General features: G+C 46.0%; 22 protein-coding genes. 19 read left to right on the top strand and 3 right to left on the bottom strand.

Annotated elements, in window-relative coordinates; all coding sequences use genetic code 11:
- The first annotated feature begins 51 nt into the window (after positions 1 to 51).
- From C9I92_RS21530 to C9I92_RS21520, 3 genes are all read left to right on the top strand, one after another.
- Positions 52 to 615: a GNAT family N-acetyltransferase gene (locus C9I92_RS21530; RefSeq protein WP_047884286.1), complete on the top strand. Its 564-nt coding sequence runs from the start codon at positions 52 to 54 to the stop codon at positions 613 to 615.
- A gap of 102 nt (positions 616 to 717) precedes the next feature.
- On the top strand, positions 718 to 1257 hold the full coding sequence (locus C9I92_RS21525) for a GNAT family N-acetyltransferase (RefSeq protein WP_242551973.1): 540 nt from the start codon (positions 718 to 720) through the stop codon (positions 1255 to 1257).
- A 275-nt stretch (positions 1258 to 1532) separates the two neighbouring features.
- Positions 1533 to 2039, top strand: a complete 507-nt coding sequence (locus C9I92_RS21520; RefSeq protein ID WP_047884285.1) for a DinB family protein — start codon at positions 1533 to 1535, stop codon at positions 2037 to 2039.
- A gap of 167 nt (positions 2040 to 2206) precedes the next feature.
- On the opposite strand, the gene C9I92_RS21515 is transcribed toward C9I92_RS21520, so the two are convergent.
- On the bottom strand, positions 2207 to 3160 hold the full coding sequence (locus C9I92_RS21515; protein WP_047884284.1) for a DUF2860 family protein: 954 nt from the start codon (positions 3158 to 3160) through the stop codon (positions 2207 to 2209).
- A gap of 124 nt (positions 3161 to 3284) precedes the next feature.
- The gene (locus C9I92_RS21510) at positions 3285 to 4217 is read right to left on the bottom strand and encodes a LysR family transcriptional regulator (RefSeq protein ID WP_047884283.1); all 933 of its coding nucleotides are present in this window, start codon (positions 4215 to 4217) and stop codon (positions 3285 to 3287) included.
- Positions 4218 to 4629: 412 nt separating this feature from the next.
- Here C9I92_RS21510 and C9I92_RS21505 point away from each other — a divergent pair, with 412 nt between their 5' ends.
- On the top strand, positions 4630 to 5691 hold the full coding sequence (locus C9I92_RS21505; protein WP_047884282.1) for an alpha/beta hydrolase fold domain-containing protein: 1062 nt from the start codon (positions 4630 to 4632) through the stop codon (positions 5689 to 5691).
- 300 nt (positions 5692 to 5991) lie between these two features.
- Here the strand turns inward: C9I92_RS21505 and C9I92_RS21500 are convergent, their stop codons facing one another.
- Entirely contained in the window at positions 5992 to 6342 is a 351-nt protein-coding gene (locus C9I92_RS21500; protein ID WP_047884281.1) for a hypothetical protein, read from the bottom strand.
- A 643-nt stretch (positions 6343 to 6985) separates the two neighbouring features.
- Between C9I92_RS21500 and C9I92_RS21495 the strand changes: the two genes are divergently transcribed.
- The 15 genes from C9I92_RS21495 (at position 6986) to C9I92_RS21420 (ending at position 23284) form a co-directional block, all read left to right on the top strand.
- The gene (locus C9I92_RS21495; protein WP_047884802.1) at positions 6986 to 9022 is read left to right on the top strand and encodes an alpha-amylase family glycosyl hydrolase; all 2037 of its coding nucleotides are present in this window, start codon (positions 6986 to 6988) and stop codon (positions 9020 to 9022) included.
- Between the two features lie 238 nt (positions 9023 to 9260).
- Complete coding sequence (cutA, locus tag C9I92_RS21490; RefSeq protein ID WP_047884280.1) at positions 9261 to 9590, top strand: divalent-cation tolerance protein CutA; 330 nt, start codon at positions 9261 to 9263, stop codon at positions 9588 to 9590.
- 1297 nt (positions 9591 to 10887) lie between these two features.
- Positions 10888 to 11511, top strand: coding sequence for a hypothetical protein (locus tag C9I92_RS21485; protein ID WP_053061750.1), 624 nt, complete (start codon positions 10888 to 10890; stop codon positions 11509 to 11511).
- A gap of 550 nt (positions 11512 to 12061) precedes the next feature.
- Positions 12062 to 12490, top strand: a complete 429-nt coding sequence (locus tag C9I92_RS21475; RefSeq protein ID WP_047884278.1) for a hypothetical protein — start codon at positions 12062 to 12064, stop codon at positions 12488 to 12490.
- Between the two features lie 701 nt (positions 12491 to 13191).
- A complete protein-coding gene (locus tag C9I92_RS21470; protein WP_047884277.1) occupies positions 13192 to 14139 on the top strand; it encodes a YbgA family protein in 948 nt (315 codons plus the stop codon).
- Between the two features lie 34 nt (positions 14140 to 14173).
- Positions 14174 to 14953 (top strand): MerR family transcriptional regulator, encoded by a 780-nt coding sequence (locus tag C9I92_RS21465; RefSeq protein WP_169776012.1) that lies wholly within the window; start codon positions 14174 to 14176, stop codon positions 14951 to 14953.
- Complete coding sequence (phrB, locus tag C9I92_RS21460) at positions 14943 to 16409, top strand: deoxyribodipyrimidine photo-lyase (RefSeq protein ID WP_047884275.1); 1467 nt, start codon at positions 14943 to 14945, stop codon at positions 16407 to 16409. Before C9I92_RS21465 ends, phrB begins: the two co-directional genes overlap by 11 nt.
- A gap of 28 nt (positions 16410 to 16437) precedes the next feature.
- Complete coding sequence (locus C9I92_RS21455) at positions 16438 to 16869, top strand: nuclear transport factor 2 family protein (protein ID WP_047884274.1); 432 nt, start codon at positions 16438 to 16440, stop codon at positions 16867 to 16869.
- 188 nt (positions 16870 to 17057) lie between these two features.
- Positions 17058 to 17813 carry an SDR family NAD(P)-dependent oxidoreductase gene (locus tag C9I92_RS21450; protein WP_047884800.1) on the top strand — a complete coding sequence of 252 codons (756 nt, stop codon included), beginning with the start codon at positions 17058 to 17060 and terminating at the stop codon, positions 17811 to 17813.
- Positions 17810 to 19225, top strand: a complete 1416-nt coding sequence (locus C9I92_RS21445; protein ID WP_084712493.1) for an NAD(P)/FAD-dependent oxidoreductase — start codon at positions 17810 to 17812, stop codon at positions 19223 to 19225. Before C9I92_RS21450 ends, C9I92_RS21445 begins: the two co-directional genes overlap by 4 nt.
- Positions 19226 to 19232: 7 nt before the next feature.
- Positions 19233 to 20147: a DUF1365 domain-containing protein gene (locus C9I92_RS21440; protein ID WP_084712492.1), complete on the top strand. Its 915-nt coding sequence runs from the start codon at positions 19233 to 19235 to the stop codon at positions 20145 to 20147.
- Entirely contained in the window at positions 20134 to 21369 is a 1236-nt protein-coding gene (locus C9I92_RS21435) for an SAM-dependent methyltransferase (protein ID WP_047884273.1), read from the top strand. The genes C9I92_RS21440 and C9I92_RS21435 overlap by 14 nt, the downstream gene beginning before the upstream one ends.
- Before the next feature lie 27 nt (positions 21370 to 21396).
- Positions 21397 to 21966, top strand: a complete 570-nt coding sequence (locus C9I92_RS21430) for a DUF2878 domain-containing protein (protein ID WP_053061749.1) — start codon at positions 21397 to 21399, stop codon at positions 21964 to 21966.
- Positions 21944 to 22525: a chalcone isomerase family protein gene (locus tag C9I92_RS21425; protein ID WP_047884272.1), complete on the top strand. Its 582-nt coding sequence runs from the start codon at positions 21944 to 21946 to the stop codon at positions 22523 to 22525. The genes C9I92_RS21430 and C9I92_RS21425 overlap by 23 nt, the downstream gene beginning before the upstream one ends.
- Positions 22526 to 22621: 96 nt before the next feature.
- Positions 22622 to 23284 (top strand): DUF3833 domain-containing protein, encoded by a 663-nt coding sequence (locus C9I92_RS21420; RefSeq protein ID WP_084712491.1) that lies wholly within the window; start codon positions 22622 to 22624, stop codon positions 23282 to 23284.

Below are 23284 nucleotides of genomic sequence, written 5' to 3'. Positions count from 1 at the left end.
AAGATAAAGAAAACATCGAAACAAAAATCAGAGTCTACAAGGAAAGAAAATATGGAAATTGTTGAAGCTCAGCATACTGATTTTGAACTGTTTTTCAGTTATCTGAAAGATCAACTATCAGAAAATGGTGCCGGTGATGTACCACTGTTCCAGCCGCTCCCAAAGGGACAGTGTGATGTATCTCAGGAATTAAAGCTGCGATTCCTACAGGGCAATGAAGTTGATCAGAGTGATGCCGCATGGCGCAAACTCTGGCTGGCAAAAGATGAGAGCGGGCGCATTAAAGGCCATATCGATTTACGTCGGCATGGAGACGATAGCTGTTTGCATCGGGTTCTGCTGGGGATGGGCGTTCACCACAGCTGTCGTAAGCAGGGCGTCGGGTCAAAGCTGATTGAAGTCGTCAGCCAATTTTGCACTACAAGCCAGACGATTGACTGGATTGACCTCTGCGTATTGTCAGACAATCTTCCTGCCCTGAATTTGTATCTTAAAAATGGATTTGTCGTTATCGGTGAGGTGACCGATCAGTACCGAATTGACGGCGAGTCGATCTCAGAAACCATGATGGCAAAGCCAATACATCAAATACATAAGAGCCAAGCTGTTACCTAATGTTCTTGAACGTCATCACATCAGATGGAAGTTAGAGGGAATGGGTTGTTAAAGGCAATTTAGCAGTAGGATCAGTGTGATGCATACTGAGTGGCTCGGCAAATGTTGATTAAAGGTGATATTCCTATTTGGTTCAATGCAGACTATGAGTACATGATCATGCCAATACAACCCATAGTGGAAACAACATGGCTAGAAATTCTAAGCCTGCAAGAAAAAGCGTATCTCCTTGTTGAACCTGAAAGCCTGGATGTGCTGAGAGATAAATGGTTAAGGTCCCCGTCAAGCTGTTTTATTTATCGAGATGGTGAGCAATTAATGGGGTACTTGTTAGCGCATGCCTGGAATAAGGATCGGCCACCTAAATTATTTCAGAAACTGCCCGAGGCAACGAACGGCAATATTATGTTTCTTCATGACTTGGCTGTTGCTGATGCTGCACTTGGAAAAGGTATTGGCTCTAAACTAATAAACCATTTGGTCAAAGTCTCAGCGCTTTCAGGCTATAAAAAAATACGGTTAGTTGCGGTTCAGAACTCTCGCTTATTTTGGCAGAAGCATGGCTTTACACCTGTCGATATTAGTGTCTGCGAAAGCTATGGTTCTGATGCCCGTTTGATGCAACGAGAAATTCTGGTATAGCAAACGGCCCATGAGGACTGTCAGCGTATGATGTTGCCATTTCTGATGAGTGGAAATGATTCATGCGTTACTTTGTTTTTTGCTGGGTATCTGCTTATCCGTAGTTGCCTTGTGATTGATTGTCGTGTGCTGGCATTCAGGCTCGTCAGTATCCGATAAGTATCTATAAAATGAGTCTGTAAAATGAAGATTTACCACTAGGGACGATGAGATAGAGGATTATCTGGTGTTTATTTCACACATCGTCTTGAAATAATAAAAATGGAGAAGTAAAGGTGCAATTTTCGAAAGCGTTCCAATATAAAAAATGGGCCAATGATGAGTTATTAATGTTTGGTGAGCGTCAGTTTTCCCAGTTACCTGAAAAGGATGCCACTTTCTTTCTTCGAATTTTGAATCATACCACTGTTGTCGATAGTTTATTCATTAGCCGTATTTCAGGTGAGCCTGAAAAGTATCAATCGGATAATACCGTGGAAACACCGACGCTGGCTGAATTGCGCCAGGTTATCGAAGAAAACGACGCTTGGCTGGTTCAGTTTACGGAGTCAGTAACGCAGGAAGAGTTAAACCGTCTGATTACGTTTCGCTTTATTGACGGTGGTTTTGGTCAACTGACCGTAGAAGAAATCTTATTACATTTGTTGACGCACGGGAGTAACCACCGTGGGATGGCATCACGAGTACTCGCTGAAAACGACCTTGAACGCCCGGGAGACACTTTCACTCGTTACCTACACCAATCTGAACCCACTAGACGACAATTGATCAACGAACAATAAGCGTTTTATTCAATAGACTGGCACATATGATGTTGCCAGTCTTATTAACGAATAACGATGCTTTTTGGGGAGAGCACGCGTTGTTTTCAGCGTTTCATTTTTCTGTTTTCTGTTACCGCTTAACAATCTATTTGACTCATCATCGGTAATAGCTTGCGTTACCAAACTCAGAATTTGTAGTTCATACCAAGTGTTACGATGTAACTATCGCTGCTATAAAAATCAATATTGGATGAGGTGATAGTACTTCCAGCGAAAGAAGTTACGCTCCAGTTATCCCATCTAGGAAGGTTTTTATATTCATATGCAAGAAATACCCGGTATATATCATCACTTCGTCGTTTAGAAAAAATGGGGTTTATTGCATTATAATCACGCAGACCGTAACTGCCCGTTAATGACAAGGAGTAATTTTGAGCCAAATAAAAGTAACTGAGGTCAGCTTTATACTCGTTAAATGAGGCCGCTTTTCCTTCAGCATTGTGATCTGTATGGCTTATCGCTGAGATGTAACCTGAGTTAGGCGTTAGCATTGAGCGGTACTGGCCTTTGAGGTAATAGGTATCACTCTTACGTAGCAGCGAAGAATCTGAAATCATCTCATTATCAATTTCTGAGGTTGCATACGCCATATCAAATGAGATACCGCTGTTCGCTAGGTTGGATAATTTTAGTCGGTAGACATTCCCACTACGATCTGTTGTCTCACGCTGTTCGCCGATCAGGTAAGGGTTTGACCAAACTTCATCGGATAATACGGTCGGCAAATAGCCAATATCCAATTTTGTCCCATTGCTGAAATCATACTGATAGCCGATTTCAAAGGCGAGTGTACCCACTGCCAAGTCATCACGAGATGTACCTAAATAGACGCGCTGGTTGTTTTGTTCATTCAGTGCGTAGTAGAGGGTGCCTAAAGGCGCAATAAAGGTATCGTTTGTTTGCGAGCCTTTATCCAAGCGAGATAGTGTGTTAGGGCCATTTGTATCGAGGTTGGAATTAGTGCTTGTATAACCGGTATGGAGAGAAACCTCACCTCTAAAGCGCGATAAGTCGACGGCTTGTGCTGTTGCCGTAGAAAGAGAGAGAAGGGTAAATAGGCAAGTCAGATTCTGGTTCATCAGTTTTTCTCATCAATAGGTTATAGCAATTATAAAGCGCCGGATCCTTAAGTTGCTGAGAAGTTTATCGTGGATGAGGTGCCTCAACGATGAATTAGAGAAATGCATTATTGCTATATCTGAGTTAACCCTTGGGCTGCGTGACACGATCAAAGTAAGACTGGATAATTTGATGGAGCTTCTGGTTGAGTGGATAGCCCCGTTTAGTCTGCAGATAGCCGCCGCAGATTCGTATATGTCTCATCTGTTTTGGTAGCTCGGGTAATGGATAGCTAGAAAGGCGTGAATCCATTGAACTCACAAAGCGACTACCAAACATAATCGCATCGGATTGGCAGAGTTTATTTATTAGCACGCGAATACTGTGTGTGGCCAACGTCACCCGCGGCTGATACCCTTTTGCTAAAAACACTTCCTCAACGGGTGAGCGCTTAGAGTTTATCCCATCGATAAATACTCGGGTTAATGGTAGCTGGTGGATGGCGTCCCACGCCGAAGTCTGGCTGAGAATGGGGTGGTTCTTTCTTGCAATAAGGCAAAGTTCAACATCTTCCAATGTATGACAATAGATCTCCTGAGGAAGCGGGTAGCCTTCAAAATGAATCAGGTAGTCGATATCACCATTGAGGACTTCTGCTAATGATCGTTCTTGCCAATAGACCAGCTTAAAATTGGCATTGGGAAATTCGCGACGTAGCACGTTAAAAATGCCATCACCATAGACTTCCAGAAAGAAAATATTCATCGCGATTTTTATCTCACCACTAAATTGAGCCGGTTCAAAATTCTGGTAAGACTCAATGACTTTAATCAGAGGGTTTAACATCTGCTCGCTTGCTTCCGCTAATTTTACAGCAAGTTCTGACGGTTCAACTCCGTGAGCCTTGCGAATGAAAAGTTGTTCGCCGAAAACATCCTTCAATTTTGCCAGGCCGCGACTCACGCTGGTTTGAGATATGCCTAACTGATTTGCTGCCGCATGAGTGTTGCGGGTGTCGACCACGGCTTTCAGTAGTTTCAACAGGTTTAAATCGAGGTCTTGGAGTGTATTTTTCATAAGTCTGTTTCTGAGTCCTTCTGAGGCAATAAGATCGGGTAAAAAGTGAGCGTTAATAGAGGTTGTTGATATATTGGGAACTTATATGTTCTGCTTTTTAGCCAGCGTTCGTAATAGCTTTAGGTGTAAAAACGTTTGTTGCAAAAACCTGTAGCTACAAAAACCTATAGTTACAAAAAACGTTAGTTACAAAAACTGGGTGTAAGCCACTGTTCTAAATCTATAAAGCCTCATAGGTGGCATCTTTTTATCCTAGCAAATAACCCGCGATGTGACTGGGTTTCTCGGTTTCAAGTCGCTGGCTTCAGTCAAATATGAATTTCTCTAATTCATATGCCCGGTGATTTGTGATGCGTACATTACGGCTATCCCAGCAAGGAGTGCTTTAACTGCAAACTGTAGAGGTGAAGCTATGAAAACACGTCACATCGTTATTTCTCTTATCACGGCAAGTATTGTCAGCACTGGTGCATTGGCAAAGGTGGACAAAAATAATTTGTCTCTATCTACGTATCCGGTTCCTCTTTCGTCGGCGGTAAGTGATGAGTTCTACGCATTTTCCTGCCGTGTCCCGGCCCCAGATATAGCAGCACTGCAGGAGAATATTCCATCTAATTCTGAGGAGTGGCGCGCATTCATTGAGTCTCGGGATAAACCAGCCATAAAAAGAGCCGAGACGCTTGCTCAGCAGTTAGGCGTCACAATAGAGAAAGACTCGATTGCGGGCGTGGATGTGTATTGGGTAACCCCAAAAACAGTTGCCCCAGAGCTAAAAGATAAACTGCTGGTTGCCATTCAGGGCGGTGCTTACTTGCTAAATAGTGGCTTGGCTTCAACAATAGAAGCGTCAATGATCGCAACACACATGCAGATCCCAGCAATCGCGATTGACTATAGTAAAGCACCTGATTTTCCAGCTCCCGCTGCGCGCAACGATATCATCAAGGTGTGGAATGAATTGCTGAAAACGCGCTCAGCTGAAAACATGGTCATGGGTGGATCTTCAGCGGGCGGTTCATTGAGCCTGGTGGTGACTCAGGCATTAAATAAGCAGAAAATTCCAACACCCGCGGCATTGTATAGTGGGACTCCAGGCGTCGATATGACGATGACAGGAGATAGCCGATTCATCAATGAAGGTCTAGACCATATTTTGGGAAGTTGGCGAGGTTTATCTTCGGCGATGGTCGATGCCTATGTAGGTGAGTTACATCATAGCGATCCTGTTGTGTCGCCAATCAACGGCAGCTTTGACAATTTCCCGCCTGTTTACCTGATAACGGGTACTCGGGATTTGTTATTGAGCGATACCGTTCGACTCCATCGAGCGCTTAAACGGGCCGGTTCAGTCGCAGAACTCAACGTGTATGAAGGACAGTCACATGCAGATTACGCTATCGCTTATGGCACGCCGGAATCACAAGAGCATTATCAAGCTCTGAGTGAGTTTTTTTACGGCTATCTCGTGAAGTAGATGAGTATGCAATGGGGGAGACCTAATTGGGGATAGCTAATAGGGGATAAATAATAAGGGATAAGTAAATAAGGGATAACTATCGGGACAGCCAACTTGAATATTGAATCATAGAGATGAAACTCCTCATTTCCGTGCTTGATTAACACTGAGGCGCCAGAAAAAACGCTATGGCCTGATATGTATTTACGCCGGTCATAGCGTTTCTCGATTGAGACAACTGCCTGCTCCGCAGAGCATCAGATTTTGTTTTGGAAGCCTGCGACCATTCCGGATAATGGAATGGCTCGCGGAGTCACATTACTGACGTTTTGGCTGCTGATAAGTGCGGCCGGCAGCCTGGTAAACATCTTTCTGCTTCATGTCGAACATGTCAAAGAAGAACCAGGCAACAAATTTGATCACGTCGTCACCAACGTTCATGATCCACTCAACGTATTCTTCTTCCAGACCTTCATCGTTTTCCTGCATTGACACATGGTAAATACGTTGCTCGCCCTCGATTTCAGCCAGTTTGAACTGCCCGGTCAGGGATTGTGCCGCTTCAGCCACGTCTTCGTGCTCACAGTTTTTCAGAATATCCAGGGCTTCAGGCAGTGTGTTTGCTTCACAAGCCGATTTAACCAACGTCACGAATTGATCGTGTTGCATGTTTCTTTCCTCAGTCGTCCTCAGGGGTAATGGCGCTATTGTAGCAGTGACGATGGACGACACAGCTATTTTCTTCCAGAAGCGGCCTAGTAATCACTGCAACTGACGAATTTTTGCTCAGTCACGGATCCCGAGATTGGCCAGAAGCCGATAACCGATTCAACCAACGACGAAAAATGTCAGATTCGTGCGTGTTTTCACAATGTTAGTGACTGATAAATTGAGGAAGGTGCAGTTTGCGCAGGTTCTCAGTATGAGATGAGGGAATTTGCTAAACGGGTGCCAAAAAACTGGTCATGTCACGCTTCGTAGCCCTTCCGGTTTGGCTTAATCCGTAGAAAAAGGCAAAAAAGCACATTGCTTTCGAACATCTGAGCGTCGTTTCCACTACGCCCTTTGTCTCCGCCCCCTTTCTATGCCCCAGAAACCGCTTCAGGCTGGGCGGTCAGGAGGGTCACAGCACGCTAAAGGTATGAATAAATAAGGAGATAACAAAAACTGTTCAACACTTATATTCGAGCGCTTGTTAAAGAGTGGCTGAGGGATAGCCAGGGATAACCCGGTTGAGCGATGAGCGATAATGGAGAACACGGTTGTGAAACAAAACATTGTAAATAGAACAAAAGCACCGACATTGCTCGCAATGACAATTGCTGCGACGTTGAGTACTTGTAGCGTGGCTGCAACGGCATCGTTGCCTGATTCATCTGCTCAGCAGACACAAACGGTGTCGTCGGCTTATGCCTGTCAGCCGGACATGATGACCCGCGCAGATAATCTTCGCATTTACCAAATCATGGTTGAGAGCTTTGTTGATGGTGACAAAGCGGTTGGTCATGGAACCGGTTACGGTACCAGCCACCATCATGGTGATCTTCAGGGCATTATTAATTCGTTGGACTATATACAGTCTTTAGGAATGAATGCGATCTGGCTGACGCCCGTGTTTGAGTCCCTCCCAATGGAGGGGCAAGATCACTGGGCAGATCGTCTGGATGCAACCGGTTATTTTGCCAGTAACTATTTCGCGATTGATCCCCGATTTGGAACGCTGGAGCAAGCGAAAACCTTAGTGGATCAAGCTCATGCCAAAGGAATGTATGTGTTTTTTGATGGCGTGTTTGGTCATCACAAAGGCAATGTAGTGCCATCACCAACCGGCAAGTTGCCGGTTGGCGAATCAAACCCCGTAAGCTATCCGGAAAGCCTGCCGTTTTATCAGGAAGTGGCTACGTACTGGATCAAAACATTAAAAATTGATGGCTGGCGTCTGGATCAGGCGTATCAGGTGCCGCCCGAAGCCTGGCGAGAAATTCGTAAAAGTGTCGATGACGCTTCACAATCCGTGACCTATCAAAACCATGAAGGTAAGCAAGTGCATCCGCTGGGCTATATGGTTGCAGAAATCTGGAATAACGAGAACTATATTACTCAACATGGGTACGGAACGAATATGCAACCGGCACTGTGTTCTTCGTTTGACTTCCCCGTGCGATATCGGTTGGTCGAGACTTTTGCCGTCAATGAAAACGGAAATGGCGGGAAAGGTGGAGAGTGGCTTAACGAAGGGATGGCGCTGCACCGTTTATACCCTGAGCATGCCAAGCCGAATCTGATGTTGGGCAACCATGATCTCGTCCGGTTCGGTGATCTTTTGGAAAGAGGCTATCTAGCGACACCAGCCGATGAGCAGTACTGGGCCCGCCACAAAGCGGCGCTGTCATTTCTGGCCGCTTACACCGGACCGATCACCTTGTATTACGGTGAGGAGATTGGGGATGAAGTGGCCGACTATGCTGCGAAGGTTTATCAGGACTGTGCCGTGCAGGGATTGTGCGACGACCATGTCGCGCGCAGCAGCGCGAAGATTGACGGCCTGACAGTAACGTTGGAACAACGCCAGCAGGATTTGAAAGCGTATGTGTCAGCCCTGATGTCAGTACGGGCTAAACATCCGGCGTTGTCACAGGGTAAACGCACAAACCTGATAGCGACGGCAACAGCATACATCGACCATAAACAGGCCGATAATGATAAAGGTGTAAATGAAGCGGTGTTGTACGCCGTCAGCACCATGGATGCGGCTTCTACCGTTGATCTGCCGGTTGCGGGCTCCGGATCAGAAGGGGTACTGACAGATCTGATAAGCGGGGAGCAGTTTCAGGCCAAAGAGGGTTACTACCACATTCCACTGAAAGGGTTTGAAGCGCGTTTCCTTCTCATTGAAAAGCCTGCTGCATCTGGTGTGAAATTGACAACGCAGGCTGAAATGTCCCTGTCCGGGCAAGGATTTATGGCGCAATGTGATAACCCGACAGTCAGTGATGCCGGGCCTATGTCGGAAACCTTGTATGTGGTGGGAGACTTTACTGATTCTGGCTGGAAGCATAAAGATCATCGCCAGTATGCTTACAAGGGTAACGGTGTTTATCAGGCAGTGATTGAAGAGCAGGCCGGAGCCTATCGTATGCAGTATGCTGCAAAAGACTGGACACCACAGTTCACGGCTGATGGACTGACATTAAAGGCTGGCGAGGAAGGCACGCTGAAGCGGGGCGGTTACGGTAAAGATACTGCTGTTACGCTGCCGGAAAGCGGAAAATATGTCTGGAGCCTGAAATTTTCGGTAACTGGTGAACCTGAAACAGTCATGGTATCGAAATGTCCTGATGCCCTGTGACATTAAATGATCGACATTAAGTGAAACGTTATTTAAATCACAGCTAACACATTGATAAAATAGGAGGGCCTGGCGTCCTCCTTAGTTCATTGGTTTGCCGTGGGCGTACACATGCCCCAGTTTGTTTTTTTACTGCTAATAGTGATTATCTGGAAGGGGCTCAAAAGTGCAATCGGATCCCTAACGCTCTAATGCGCTTTTCTGCTCGTTCTTGTTCAAAATTTAGATGGAGATTGTTATGAGTGATTCCTCCCCATACTGTGTGGTCATGACGACCTTTGCTGATGAAGAAGTGGGTGAGTCCATCATTCACTCGTTGATTGAAAAGCGCCTTGCCGCCTGTGTGCAGGTGCAGTCGATTGAAAGTTACTATCACTGGCAGGGGAAAGTGAACAAAGACAAAGAAAAGCTGGTGATGATTAAAACGACCGAGGCACTGTACCCACAAGTGGAAGCGGATATTCTGGCCAATCATGATTACGAAACGCCAGAAATAATAAGGCTGCCGATTACCGCGGGATATGCTGATTATCTGGCATGGATACAGGCTGAATGCCGTTCTGCCTAATTGAATATGTACGGTATGTACAAGCTTAAAAGTAGTATGAGTTATTTGGGCTGGCAGTAGGCCAGCCATTGGTTACTGTTTTGTGCTTACTTATATCAATTAAGACCTGACCCGACAGTATTGATTATGTAGTGTGGCTTAATCGTACAATTTGCATTAAACATCACGTATCTCATTTCTGGACAAAAGTGAGTCAGTGAATTTGCTAATTTAGTAAAGTACGGATAACTTCACGTATTGTGTAGTGGCACACTAAGTTTGGCCACCTGATTAGAGGTGATATCATCGCCTCAGAAGCCAACAGGTGACAACATGACAAAACGTAGCAGAAGAAGATTTAGCCCCGAGTTTAAACTAGAAGCTGCGCAACTAGTTCTAGACCAAGTGACCTGACACTGATTGTTTAAGGTTGTGCTAATATAAATTAAGTTGATAAGGATATAAATAATGAAGAAAGTGACTTGCTCTAAAGTTCAAACTTTAAGTGAATAAGATTTAAATCAAGTTGTAGGTGGCTTTGATCCCAGAAATCAAAATGACTATACAAATGAAATAAATCGAATTTTCGGTAGCGCATTAGGTGGTGGTCGGTATGGTGGTTCTGGTACGAATGCCGGAGACATTAAGAAAGGTAACAATATGAATCAAGGCACTCCAATTCAAACCGGAGGCTGTAATACCCGAGCTAGTGGAAGAGGTCGAAGTTCAGGTAGCAGTTCGGGTAGCGGCGCTGGTCTAAATGTAGTACGCGTTTTTGCTGCTAAAGCATCCTAGAAACATAAACACTAACTGCCAGACTTAAATGTAACAGCACCATAACTTTCAATATTTTTGACCAACTAAGATTGTTTTATGTTCATTCTTTAGTCGAATTTGGGGCTTTACGTTAATATGTTTCGTTTCGCTAAAAAACATAAATCAAGTTTGGCTTATTAGATAGACGCTGTTATTAGAATTTTATAAAATTAAAGGCTTATTCTCTGAAGGTTTAAGCTTTATTGCTCTTTAATCGATCAGTATTGAAACTAAAGAGTAGTTTGTTGATTATACGGATTAATTATTAGTTAACGAATAGCTAATGAGATTTAGCTGCGTCAAAGTGACAAATTTAAATGAATTTTAATATGAAAAAAAATCACTCTTCCTCTTCGGATTTTTTGCTTTATTGTTAGTCTTGTCATTGTTATTGTTGTATAACGCAAATACTTCTAGAGATAACGAGTTAGTAGTACATAAATGCAGTAAAAATGATACATTAACCACCACTTTAAGGTTTTTCGTCGATCGCTCAATTGATATGAGCGAAGAAGATATTGTAAGCCGGATTTCCGAATTGGTGTTGACCTCCAATCAAGTTTTGCAACGTTCATGTATATCTATTGAACGTCTCTTAACTAGTGTTACTTTCGTTGATAACGCATTCACTCCGTACAGTGCGAAAGAGTTTTCACTTCTATACGATCGTCTGATAAGCAATTTGTCTAACCAAGAAAAACAAGAACATCTAGAGTCGTTAACTGACTTTATAGTTGTTGTTGTCAAGACTCTACCATCAGAATATAAAGGTTATACTTATCCAGAAGTTGTTGCTCGAATGGCTGCGATTACGCTAAATGGCAACCCTTATGTTCTTGAACATGAACTAGGGCACCTTGCAATGGCTGGCCATCAGAGAGGCGGACTCGAATGGTTTCAGGCAGCACAATCCCAAGCGCATGCCTATCATTGCGGGCCTTATCGTACAGTGATGAACGAGAACCTTAAAAATGGTTTCGTGATTGGTTTGTATTCGAACCCTGACATTAGTATTGGTGGTCAGCCATGTGGAGTGCAAAACGAAGCAAACAATAGTGAGGTGCTCAGGCAATGGGCTGCTTTTACTCAGGCTAAGCAGAAATTGTTAGAGAAAGTACGAGGATAAATAATTGGTCGACTTATTTAAAAGAGCGGTCTGCATGTTCGATAAATTTATAGATGAAGAGAATTATGATCTAATCAATGAGACTATCTGCAAAGAAAACATAAGTACCATAGATCTTTCTAGCTTCGACATGCATGAGGTACCTAATTATTGCCATTTTATCTGGCTTGGCAAGCTTAACCTAAATAACTTAGATTATTTAAATATCTGGAAAAAATACTTCATCTGTGACACTTTGGATTGACAGTCAAACTCGATACTCTTCTTTATCTGACACTAGGGAGAATGACGACGATTATTACCGTAGGCTCCAGTACTATCGTTATGATGGAATTAAAAAAGGAGTTGATGAAGAAGTAACTCTTATTTTAACTGGACCATCACTTTTGTTAGAAGTGATGATTGGATGTGCTTATCAATTGTGTAAACTAGACAGTGAAGCAAGCCCCAGTGCGATCTCCTATGCTATTAGACTTAGGACGTTTGGTCTTTCTTATTCGGATCAAACTATGTTCACTCTCAAACACATTAACTCTTCTTGGATGAATCAATGAGATTATTACTAATTTTAATACTTGGCATCTCTAGTTATTCTTATGCTAACGATCCCTCCATTTTAGGCAGCTGGAAGTGCATCAACGACGGACCAGCTGCAACTACTATTGAGAATACTACCTATAGTCAAGAATCCTTTCAAAGTGATATATTCACACTACTATTGAAAGTTCCCAACGGAGAGGTTTTGCAATACAAAACAACAGTACAGGGGCAATGGGAATTGCTAGATAATATTGTGCATCACCAAATCCAAGAGATCCAAATTACAGCACTCAATGAGCTAGCATCTTCTTATGTTAAAGTACTTAGAAAAAAGGCAGATAATACCACTGGGTATAACTCAAAAATTCACAGTGTTGGCCCTCGCTTTATGAGTTTTTGGATATCTTCACAGAGCCTTAGCTACTGTTTAAAAATATAGTATGCTTTGTTGCGTAATTTAGTTTTTAAGCCAAGTTGTTTTATATTAGGTGCGCATCAATCAATACGTCAAGTTTTAGGCATATCAAGCTCAATCATATTGTTCAGCGTATCGCTAAAGTTTCGCCGACTTGTGCGTTAAAACCTTTTGGACTTACTCTCCTCATGAGCAATTGTTTCACACGACACATCGTTGTTTTGAATACCCACCTCAATTTATTAGTTTCGTTCATTTAGATAAAATACTGACATTATGAAAAGTAAGTCAAATGATACTTAGGTGTAGTTGTGTGTTCATTCGGTCGAAACACGGAATGGGGCAAAAGCGCGTTAGAACAGCCTGTAGGATCTGATTACATCGTTTTTTGAATACGGACAGGTTGAGTTCTGACGAGTCGAGTTTTTACTACACATTCTTTTTCGTGCTCCTTTCTTTTCTCCATCTTTCTTCCTTTTGGCTTTTATTACGCGTTCTCTCTACGGAGGGATTTCACGGCGTAAAGTCTGATCATTTTAAATCCTTCATCAATTCATCATCAGTCATGGATGGTTAAATTCATTTATTTCATTGGCTTATGTCATTTTTCAGAGGGCAGTGGTCGGTGCCAGTATTGATTGTACAAAAAAAATCTTTGTACAAGGTGATCGCTTGCGCTACATTGATTGTACAAGAGTTATGTTTTGTACAAGGTGGGATGAACCATGACTATTCAGGTTGGTATCAGTGCGTGCGTGTTTGGTGAACGTGTCCGTTTTGATGGTGGCCACAAGCAAAACCGCTTTGTGGTGGATGAGCTGTCGAAGCATTTCACCTTCAAACCAGTATGTCCGGAAGTCGGTATCGGGATGACGGTACCACGTCCGGTTATTCGCCTTCTGCAGTTAGCTGAAGGGGATGAACGGTTAGTGGAAAGTAAAAATCAGTCCATTGATTACACCGACAAAATGAAAGCCTTCGCAGATAAACAGATTCGCCAGTCAGACAATATGTGCGGATATATCGTGTGTGCCAAATCACCGACATGCGGTATGGAACGAGTGAAACTGCATATTCCGAACAACAACACGGTGCCCGGCGGAACAACAGGGATCTACACCCGTGAGTTGATGGAAAAAATGCCATGGTTGCCGATAGAAGAAGATGGGCGCTTGTGTGATCCGGTTCTACGGGAAAATTTCGTGTTTCGGGTATTTGCCTTGCACGACTTTTATCAGAGCGTACGCAATAACCTGTCGGTAAATGCCTTTGTAAAGTTTCACTCTCGCTACAAGTTGATTTTGATGGCGCATAGCCCGGCGGCTTATAAAACCCTGGGGCAGATGGTTGCAAATATTAAAGAATGGGACATTGACGATTTTTGGTTCGAATACCGTCAGCAGTTTATGGATGCCCTGAAAGAACGTGCAAGCCGGAAAAACAAAACCAATGTGTTGATGCATTTGCAGGGGTATTTCAAACGTAGCTTAACCAAAGACCAGAAACATGAGCTGGCGACATTGATCCACAGCTACCGAGAAGGTAACCAGCCATTGCTGGCTCCACTTGCGCTGATTAAACACTATTTACGGGAATATCCGGATCCTTATTTGCAAATTCAGATGTTTATTGATCCGTACCCAGAGGAATTGAAATTACGTTATGGACTCTGAAATCGCCCTATACGCTATTAAAGAAGTGTCTGAAATGACAGGAGTAAACTCGGTCACGCTGCGGGCTTGGCAACGACGTTATGGCTTGCTTAATCCGCAGCGGACTGAACAGGGTCATCGCCTTTATTCAGACGTCGATATCGAGACGATCCGCCAGATCCTTGGCTGGCTCGATAAAGGTGTCGCGATCAGCAAAGTACGCCCATTGCTGGAAGGGAACACTGAACTGGCTGACAACCCTGATTCGGATGCGTCATCACAAGCAGCCGTGGATCAATTACTTCAATCGCTGGTGGCACTGGATGCTCAAGCACTTGATCGGCAGGTTTCTCAGTTGATGAAAGAGTATCCTCTGGATCGTTTCAGCGAACACATTGCTGCTGTGGTGCAGGCAAACATTCATCGCAGTGAAAATCCTCTGGCCGGGGTGCAGAGCGCTTTGTGGCGCAGTGTCATTCGTGAGCGGTGTCTGTCACTGGTGGCTGGTTTACGAAAGCGTAACCGAAAACCGTGTCTGCTTCTGGGATTTGACTCAGTGCCGGAAAACGGCGTATGGCTGACATTGCTGGCGCTGTCTGAGCAGGGTTACAACGTCACCTTGTTGACCTCCGTTGATGGGAAACTCAGCGCACTGTCTGCGCTACTGAAATCCTGGCAAGAACGGCTGATTGTTGTCACTGGGGAGTACAAATTAGACCGTGATGTCGCTAAACAGTTAGGTCAACTGGTCGCAGAGACGAACAGTGAGTTAAAGCTGGCGGGCAGCATCAGCGCTATCCATCCGGAATTAACGGAGTTGTGCCATGAGTCATAACAAGAGCGGGTTAGTGTGGTTCCGTGCAGACTTACGAACCGTAGACAACACGGCTTTGCTGGCCGCCCGGGAAACCTGCGACTCGCTGGTTGCTTTGTATCTGGCAACGCCGATGCAGTGGCATGAACACCATGTGGCCCCGATCCAGATTGATTTTATCCACCGTCGGTTACAGGTATTACGCGAGCAGTTGCGTGCGTTGAATATCCCCCTTCAGGTGATGGAAGTTGCCGATTTCTCTGAAGTCCCTGCGGCAGTGCTTAGTCTGGTTGACGAACACCAAGTCGGCCATGTCTTTTGTAACAAGCAGTACGAGTGGAATGAACTGCAACGGGATCATCAAACCGGGCACCTGCTCAGTCAGCATCAGATCAAATTCAGTGCGTTCGATGACAGTTGCGTGATTCCACCCGGTGAGGTGCTTACCCAGAAAGGCGATCCGTTTAAGGTGTATACCCCGTTTCGCCGGGAATGGATCAAACAGTTCAGAATGCAGGGGGCAGCGGTACAACCTGTGCCCGCGGCGGTGGAAGCTTCACATGCTCTCAATCTGTCAAATGGGTCTTCTGTTGGGGCGTCCGGTATTGCTGACAAAGTAGATGAACCTTTTACGTACCCCCAGACAGACAGCATGGCCTGGCCGGTTGATGAAGAAGCCATCCGGCAACGTTTGCTGACGTTCTGTGAAGAAAAGGCGGAAGATTATCATAAATATCGTGATTTCCCGGCCTTTGACGGAACCAGTTGCTTGTCACCCTATCTGGCGCTCGGTTTGGTATCACCGCGCCAGTGTCTGGCTGTATTACTTCATGAAGCACCGAACTGTCTCGATGAGCCTGAATCCGGTGCGTTCTGCTGGCTGAACGAGCTGGTTTGGCGTGAGTTCTACCGCCATCTGATGGTTGCATTTCCGCAATTGAGCCGTAATCAGCCCTTTATCGCCTGGACCAGAAATGTTCAGTGGCAGGAATCAGATAAAGCACTGAAAGCATGGCAGCAAGGCTTGACCGGTTTTCCGATAGTCGATGCCGCAATGCGTCAGTTGAAAACCACGGGCTGGATGCATAACCGGCTGAGAATGATCACAGCCAGTTTTCTGACCAAGGACTTACTGATTCACTGGCAAGCCGGAGAACAATGGTTTTTCTCGCACTTGATTGATGGCGATCTGGCTGCCAACAACGGTGGGTGGCAGTGGGCGGCATCGACAGGAACGGATGCGCAGCCATACTTTCGCGTATTCAATCCGACCACACAGAGCGAACGCTTTGATCCAAAAGGGGAGTTTATCCGTAAGTGGGTGCATGAGCTAAAAGACGTACCGGACAAGTACATCCATGAGCCGCACAAATGGCCGGGTGCCGTAACGTTGAAATACCCGAAGCCGATTGTTGATCACAAAGCAGCCCGCCTGCGTGCTATCGACAGGTTTAAATTGGCAAAAGGTGACAATTAACGCTTAGCACGAATCAGGAGCAGCTGTCATGACACAAGATGCGGCACATTCGCTGGATACTTTTATACAGGTTTACGAAAAGCTGACGACGCAGAACGTTGTTTCTCTGGCGGAGATATATCACCCGGACGTGATTTTCGAAGACCCGGCGCACCGAGTGGAAGGCTGGCCAGCGCTGAGTGAGTATTTTTCGCGATTGTTTGCGTCTGTTCCTGATTGCAGGTTTGAGATTCATGAATCGGTGGCGCAGGGCGATATTGCATACGTGCAGTGGACGATGCAGTTTCGCCATCCTCGACTCTCTGGCGGAAAGCCGCGCACCGTCAAAGGCTGCTCTCGGCTACAGTTTGAACAGGGCAAAGTCCGGTATCACCGAGATTACTTCGACATGGGCGAAATGATTTACGAAGGTATTCCGGTTCTCGGCAGGCTGATCAGCCATCTGAAGGCGAGGTTATAAGTATGACCACCAGTGATCCCCGTCATGACCGCATTGCTAGCGACAGTCAAAAGAGTTCGCATCACAACACAGCCAATGTACAGACTAACGTGCATACAACAAGCGATGTTAATAACAAAAGGGACATTCATAAACAAAGCGACATTAGTAACAAAAGCGACGTTAATGAAATTCCATCTACCAGCATCGTGAATGCACAGTCGGTGCTCATTACCGGGGCAAGCTCTGGCATTGGGAAACAGCTGGCCATCGACTATGCCAAAGAAGGCTGGCATGTGTTCGCCTGTGGTCAAAATGAAGAAAAACTCAACCAACTCATCGAGGCTGAAACAACCGACAGGCGACAAGGTCTTATCGAGCCCCTGGTCTTTGATGTCACGAATGCTGACGAAGTGCAAACGGTGCTGGGCACACTCACCTGGTTACCTGAGCTGATTATTCTCAATGCCGGCACCTGTGAATATATCGAAAACGGGTGGGTCGATGCCGCTTTGTTTCGGCGGGTCTTCGACATCAATGTGTTCGGTATGCTGAACTGTATTGAAGCGATGCAATCGCGGTTTACGGCGAACACCCATCTGGCACTGATGGGGTCAACCGCTTGTTATGTGCCATTGCCCAGAGCCGAAGCCTATGGTGCCTCAAAAGCGGCATGTGCTTACATTGCTCACACGCTGGCGATAGATCTGGCAAATCGTGGGGTGACGGTGTCACTGATTAGCCCCGGTTTCGTCAAAACCCCTCTAACGGATAAGAATGATTTTGCGATGCCACTGTTGGTGTCACCTGAATATGCGTCTGAGAAAATTCGTCAGGGTATCGGGAAGAAAAAACGTGAGATTCATTTTCCGAGGCGATTCAGCTTGTTTATGAAAATGTTGGCGTTGTTACCGCTGAATATACAGTTGGCAGCAATAAAAAGAATGACGGGGAAAACAGCATGAAAATAGCGATTATCGGTACAGGTATTTCAGGGCTTACATGCGCGCACTATTTACATGAAGATCATGACCTGACCATCTACGAAGCCAATGATTATATCGGTGGACATACAGCCACCGTGGATGTTGAGGTAGGCAGCGGTCGCTATGCCATTGATACCGGCTTTATCGTCTATAACGATCGTACGTATCCCCACTTCATTTCGTTGATGTCAGACATTGGTGTTGTCGGGCAGCCGACCGAAATGAGTTTCAGCGTACATAATGCTGAAAACGGACTGGAATATAACGGCCATAATCTCTGGTCATTGTTTGCACAAAAGCGAAACCTGGTAAACCCGCGCTTTTATCTGTTTATCAACGAAATATTGCGATTTAACCGTCTGGCGATTGCACTTAATCTGCCGGATATCGAAATAAACGCTGGTACACACCGCGATGCAACTAGTGCTCAACCCTTCACTGCTAATACTCAAACTCCGGAGCATTTCAGTCTAGGGGCGTTTTTACAGCATCACGGTTTCAGCGATTATTTTTGCGAGAATTATATCCTGCCGATGGGGGCGGCCATCTGGTCATCTAGCTTGTCCGATATGCGTGACTTTCCGCTGGCATTTTTTATTCGCTTCTTTCGCAATCATGGTCTGCTTGAGGTAACCAATCGCCCGCAATGGTATGTCATTCCCGGTGGCTCGCGAGAATACGTAAAAAAACTGACCGCACCGTTTCGTGATCATATTCGTCTCAGCACCCCAGTAGATGAGGTACGGCGAACTCATCGGAAGGTGGCTATCACCAGTCACGGCATTACCGAGATTTATGACCACGTTATCTTCGCTTGTCACAGCGATCAGGCATTGCGTTTGCTGGCCGATCCTTCCCCAGAAGAACAGGACATTCTGGGAGAGATGGAATATCAGATTAATGATGTGGTGCTGCATACCGACCACACTATTCTGCCCAAAGCCAAAGCGGCCTGGGCGTCATGGAATTACCATTTGCCGTCAAACGAAGATGGTCAGCGCGATAAACGGTTGGCCAGTGTGACTTACAACATGAACATTCTCCAGGGCGTACAGGCACCGGAAACATTCTGTGTGACGTTGAACCAGAGTGATTTGATTAAGCCGGATTTAGTGCTTCGGCGGTTTGAGTACGCACACCCTGTTTTTACGACCGAGAGCATTGCGGCGCAGAAACAAAGATCGCAGATAAACGGGCACCGTGAAACCTGGTTCTGCGGCGCTTATTGGTACAACGGCTTCCACGAAGATGGGGTGAGAAGTGCGCTGGATGTGGTGCAAGGCATCAAGTCTCAACTAGCCGCTACTGAAGTGAGCAGTAACGACAATATTGTCGGTAATGCTATCGGTGAGGCGCATCAGCCACAATCATTCATTTCCCGGGAGTCTTGAGGCGATCATGATGGATGCACTGAACAGCGGGCTGTACGTCGGGCATGTTCGTCACCGGCGCTTAACTCCGACGTCTCACGCGTTTACCTACCCAATGTTTATGCCGCTGATTGATTTGGATGAGATTGAACAGCTGGAAAATTCCGTGACGGGGTTTGGCACCGCACTGCTACATTTTGCCCGCTGGCGCAGCCGAGATTATCTGCGTGATCGGGGCGATCAGGATCTCAAACAGGCTGTTATTACTAAGCTGGCAGAGCTGACCGGAGAAACAGTCAACGGACGTGTGCTGATGCTTTGTCAGCTGCGATATGCCGGCATCTACTTTAGCCCGATTAACCTGTACTACCTGTATGACACGCAAGGGGTGTGGAGATGGGTGCTGGCCGAAGTCAGCAATACGCCCTGGAACGAGCGTCATTACTATGCTGTACCGGCCCCAGACACTTGGCAGGATGCGAAATGGTGCCATCAGAAGGGATTTCATGTTTCGCCGTTTAATCCGATGTCTCAGCAATATCGCTGGCGGTTAAGCGCACCAGACCGACAGCTGATGATCCATCTTGATATTCATGATCGTACTGATAATCACAAGATCATGGATGCAACCATGGCCCTCAAGCGACAGCCATTTACCTCAAAAGTGCTGTGGCGCTTGCTGATGAAAACGCCGGTGCAGACCGTAAAAGTGGTTATCGGTATTTACTGGCAGGCGTGGCGGCTGTGGCTGAAGAAAGTGCCGTTTTATGGTCATCCGGAATCGGGAGATTCAGCAGTTTCGGTAAGTAACGAGGCATCCAGTGTCCCTGAGCATCAAACTTCATGGAACCAGAGTGACAGCAATGAGGAACGGATGAAAGTCACAGCACATGAAAAGGACTTAACAACAAAAAATTGTGGGGTTAACCATGTTCAAAAGTGAAGTCAGTAACACAGAACGAAGGATAACCGGTTCAGATAATATCGCCAGAACGTTGGTCTTTAAGGTATTTGAACAATTACAGAATGCGGCACTGACTGTTTCTGAATGTAACGGCGAGACCTACCAGTTCGGTGACAAAACGGCGGACTGTCAGGCTCAGTTGATTATTCATCATCCGGCCGTGTATCGGCGACTGTTGTCCGGGGGCAGCATTGCCGCCGGGGAGGCCTATATTGACGGCTGGTGGGATTCACCGGATATCACTCAGGTTGTTCGTGCTCTTGCCCGGAATATGGCACTGCTGGATCGTATTGAAGATAAAGTCGGATGGATAATTCGTCTGAAGGATTTGTGGTTACATCGCAAACGTCGTAACTCCAGACAAGCCGCACGGGAAAATATCCTCGCGCATTATGATCTCGGTAACGAGTTCTACCGTACCTTTCTTGACCCCAATATGTTGTATTCCGCCGCGATTTATGACGATGAAAATACTACTCTGGCTCAGGCACAGATCGCCAAAATGGATCGGCTGTGTCGTAAATTACACCTCACTCAACAAGATCACTTGTTAGAGATTGGGACAGGCTGGGGAGCCTTGGCTATCTATGCAGCCAGAGAATATGGTTGTCGGGTCACGACTACAACAATTTCAGAGGCTCAATATCAGTGGGCAAAAGAGCGTATACAGGCTGAGGGGCTGGAACACAGAATCACTTTATTGCGGGATGATTACCGGGATCTGACAGGTCAGTACGACAAGATTGTATCGGTAGAGATGATTGAAGCCGTCGGGCAGGAATATCTGACCACCTACCTGCAAAAATGCCAGTCACTGTTGAAACCGAACGGCATGATGGCGATTCAGGCAATTACCATCGCGGATCAACGCTATGACAAATACAGTCAGGGGGTCGACTTTATCCAGAAGCACATTTTCCCGGGTGGTTTTTTGCCGTCGATAACCGCGGTCGCCAATGAATTAACCAGACATACCGATTTTGTGGTGCGGGACATCCGGGATATTGGTCTTGATTATGCCCAAACACTGGCTGACTGGCATCACATGTTCAATCAACAGGTAACGACGTTGAAACAGCAGGGGTTTGATGAGCGATTCATTCGTATGTGGCGTTATTACCTGTGTTACTGCGAAGGCGGATTTCTTGAAAGAACTATCAGTACCATTCAGCTGGTTGCGACTCGACGAGACTGGCGTTAGCGGATCGTAGCAAGGTAAGCAGGAATCATGGGTACTCAGAAACCAAATAACCAATCGGCAAACAAACTGACCCCAAAAGATCTGTTCATTGCTTGCACCGGATTTAATGTCTTCTGGCTGGTAGCGGTTGTCGGCCAATACCCATGGATGCCGTTACTGATTCTGCTTCTTGCGGTTAGCTGGTGGTACTACCTGGGCGCCTGGCGGTTTTCAATGTTGATGGGGGGATTGGGTATTCTGATGGATTCAGCGCTTGCTTTTGCTGGAATCCTGGTGTTTGACGACCCTATCTTTCTGCATGGATTACCGACGTGGCTGATGCTTTTGTGGATCGCTTTTGGTTGTTTTGTGTGGGTTTGTCGGCAGTACATCATGACATCGCAGGTTGCCTTCATGCTTCTGCTCGGCAGTGTTGGGGGAGTGGTGAGCTATTTTGCCGGTTATCGGCTTGGAGCGGTTCACTGGCCGTTTGGTATCCCGACTACCTTATTGGGATTACTGATTTGCTGGTTGGTTTTTAGCGGGATCGTTATAGCGCTGTTGAATCTTTTTGCTGCTTATTGCAGGAGGAGCTATGAACAACCTGTTCACCGTTAAATGGTCTGTTTGGGCGATAGTCGCGGCGGCGATACTTCCGCCGGTAAACGCATCTTCGTTTGATAATGCCACCCTATATTCACCCAACAATTCTGTGCCAATCTCGCCGACACGTTCAACGCTCCCTTGGCAACGATGGCCAGTAGTGGGAGATGCCACTTTACGCTGGGGGCCTTGGGTTATTTATGATTCGGAACTTCGAACCCCGAATGGGCGCTATCATCATCAGGACAGCCAGTTAGCACTGGTCATTAAATATCAGCGTAACATTGAAAATGAGGATTTGCTGACGGCTACTGACGAGCAGTGGCAGCATCTGGGGATTCAGGCTGGAAAAAGGGCCAAATGGCTGAGGATGCTGGCCCAGATTTGGCCGGATGTAAAACAAGGGGATCGCCTGATCTTTGTCCTTCAGGATCGCCAGGGTGTTTTTTATCAGGATAACCGACAAATCGGTATTATCAGCGACCCAGAAATGGCGCGTTCTTTTATTAACATCTGGTTATCCCCTCAAACGGCGTATCCTGATATTCGACGGCAGTTAATTGGTCAGTCCTGAGTTTGGGTTTACGCCCACGCACCATTCTATTCCGGCATCTTCATTCATTTAGTGAGTCGTTAGCTTATACCAGACGATAACAACGGAGGGTACACAATGAAAGGTTGTCAGAGACACTATGGTCTATCTCCCTTTTATCCCCTTTTTCAACCTTTCAGGCGGTGCCGGGTATCAGCCCGGAAAAGTGTTCCGGGATGGTTCATCCAAGGCCATATTGCCTTTCGGCTGTTGCTTATCGGCTTTTGTGCGCTGTTGTCTGGCTGTTCTGCGTCGGTAGGTGACTATCTGGGAACTAAACCAACTTTCGACTTATTTCGCTATTTTGATGGTCAGGTGCAGGCTTGGGGAATGGTGCAGGACAGAAGTGGTAAACAAATCCGTCGGTTCGAAGTGATGATTACCGGCACCGTTCAAGGTCATCAACTGACCCTGAACGAAAACTTTGTGTTTAATGATGGGGAAAAGCAGCAGAGAATTTGGCGAATCACTCGCCATAAAGATGGTAGTTATACGGGGACTGCCGATGACGTGGTTGGGACCGCTAAAGGGCAGGTGGCAGGGAACGCGCTGAACTGGCGATATGTGTTACGTGTTCCGGTTAGCGATTCCACCTACGATATTCAGTTTGACGACTGGATGTACCTTCAGGACGAACAGCACATGTTTAATGTGGCAGAAATGAGCAAGTGGGGATGGAAAGTCGGGCAAGTGACGCTGTTTTTTAAAAAGCTGGATTCTGACAAAGCTAACGTCCAATGA

It is taken from the genome of Photobacterium ganghwense (genome assembly GCF_003025595.1).
Lineage (GTDB): Bacteria > Pseudomonadota > Gammaproteobacteria > Enterobacterales > Vibrionaceae > Photobacterium > Photobacterium ganghwense.
Note: the sequence above shows the minus strand (reverse complement) of the source record. Positions and strands in the feature narration are given on the sequence as shown.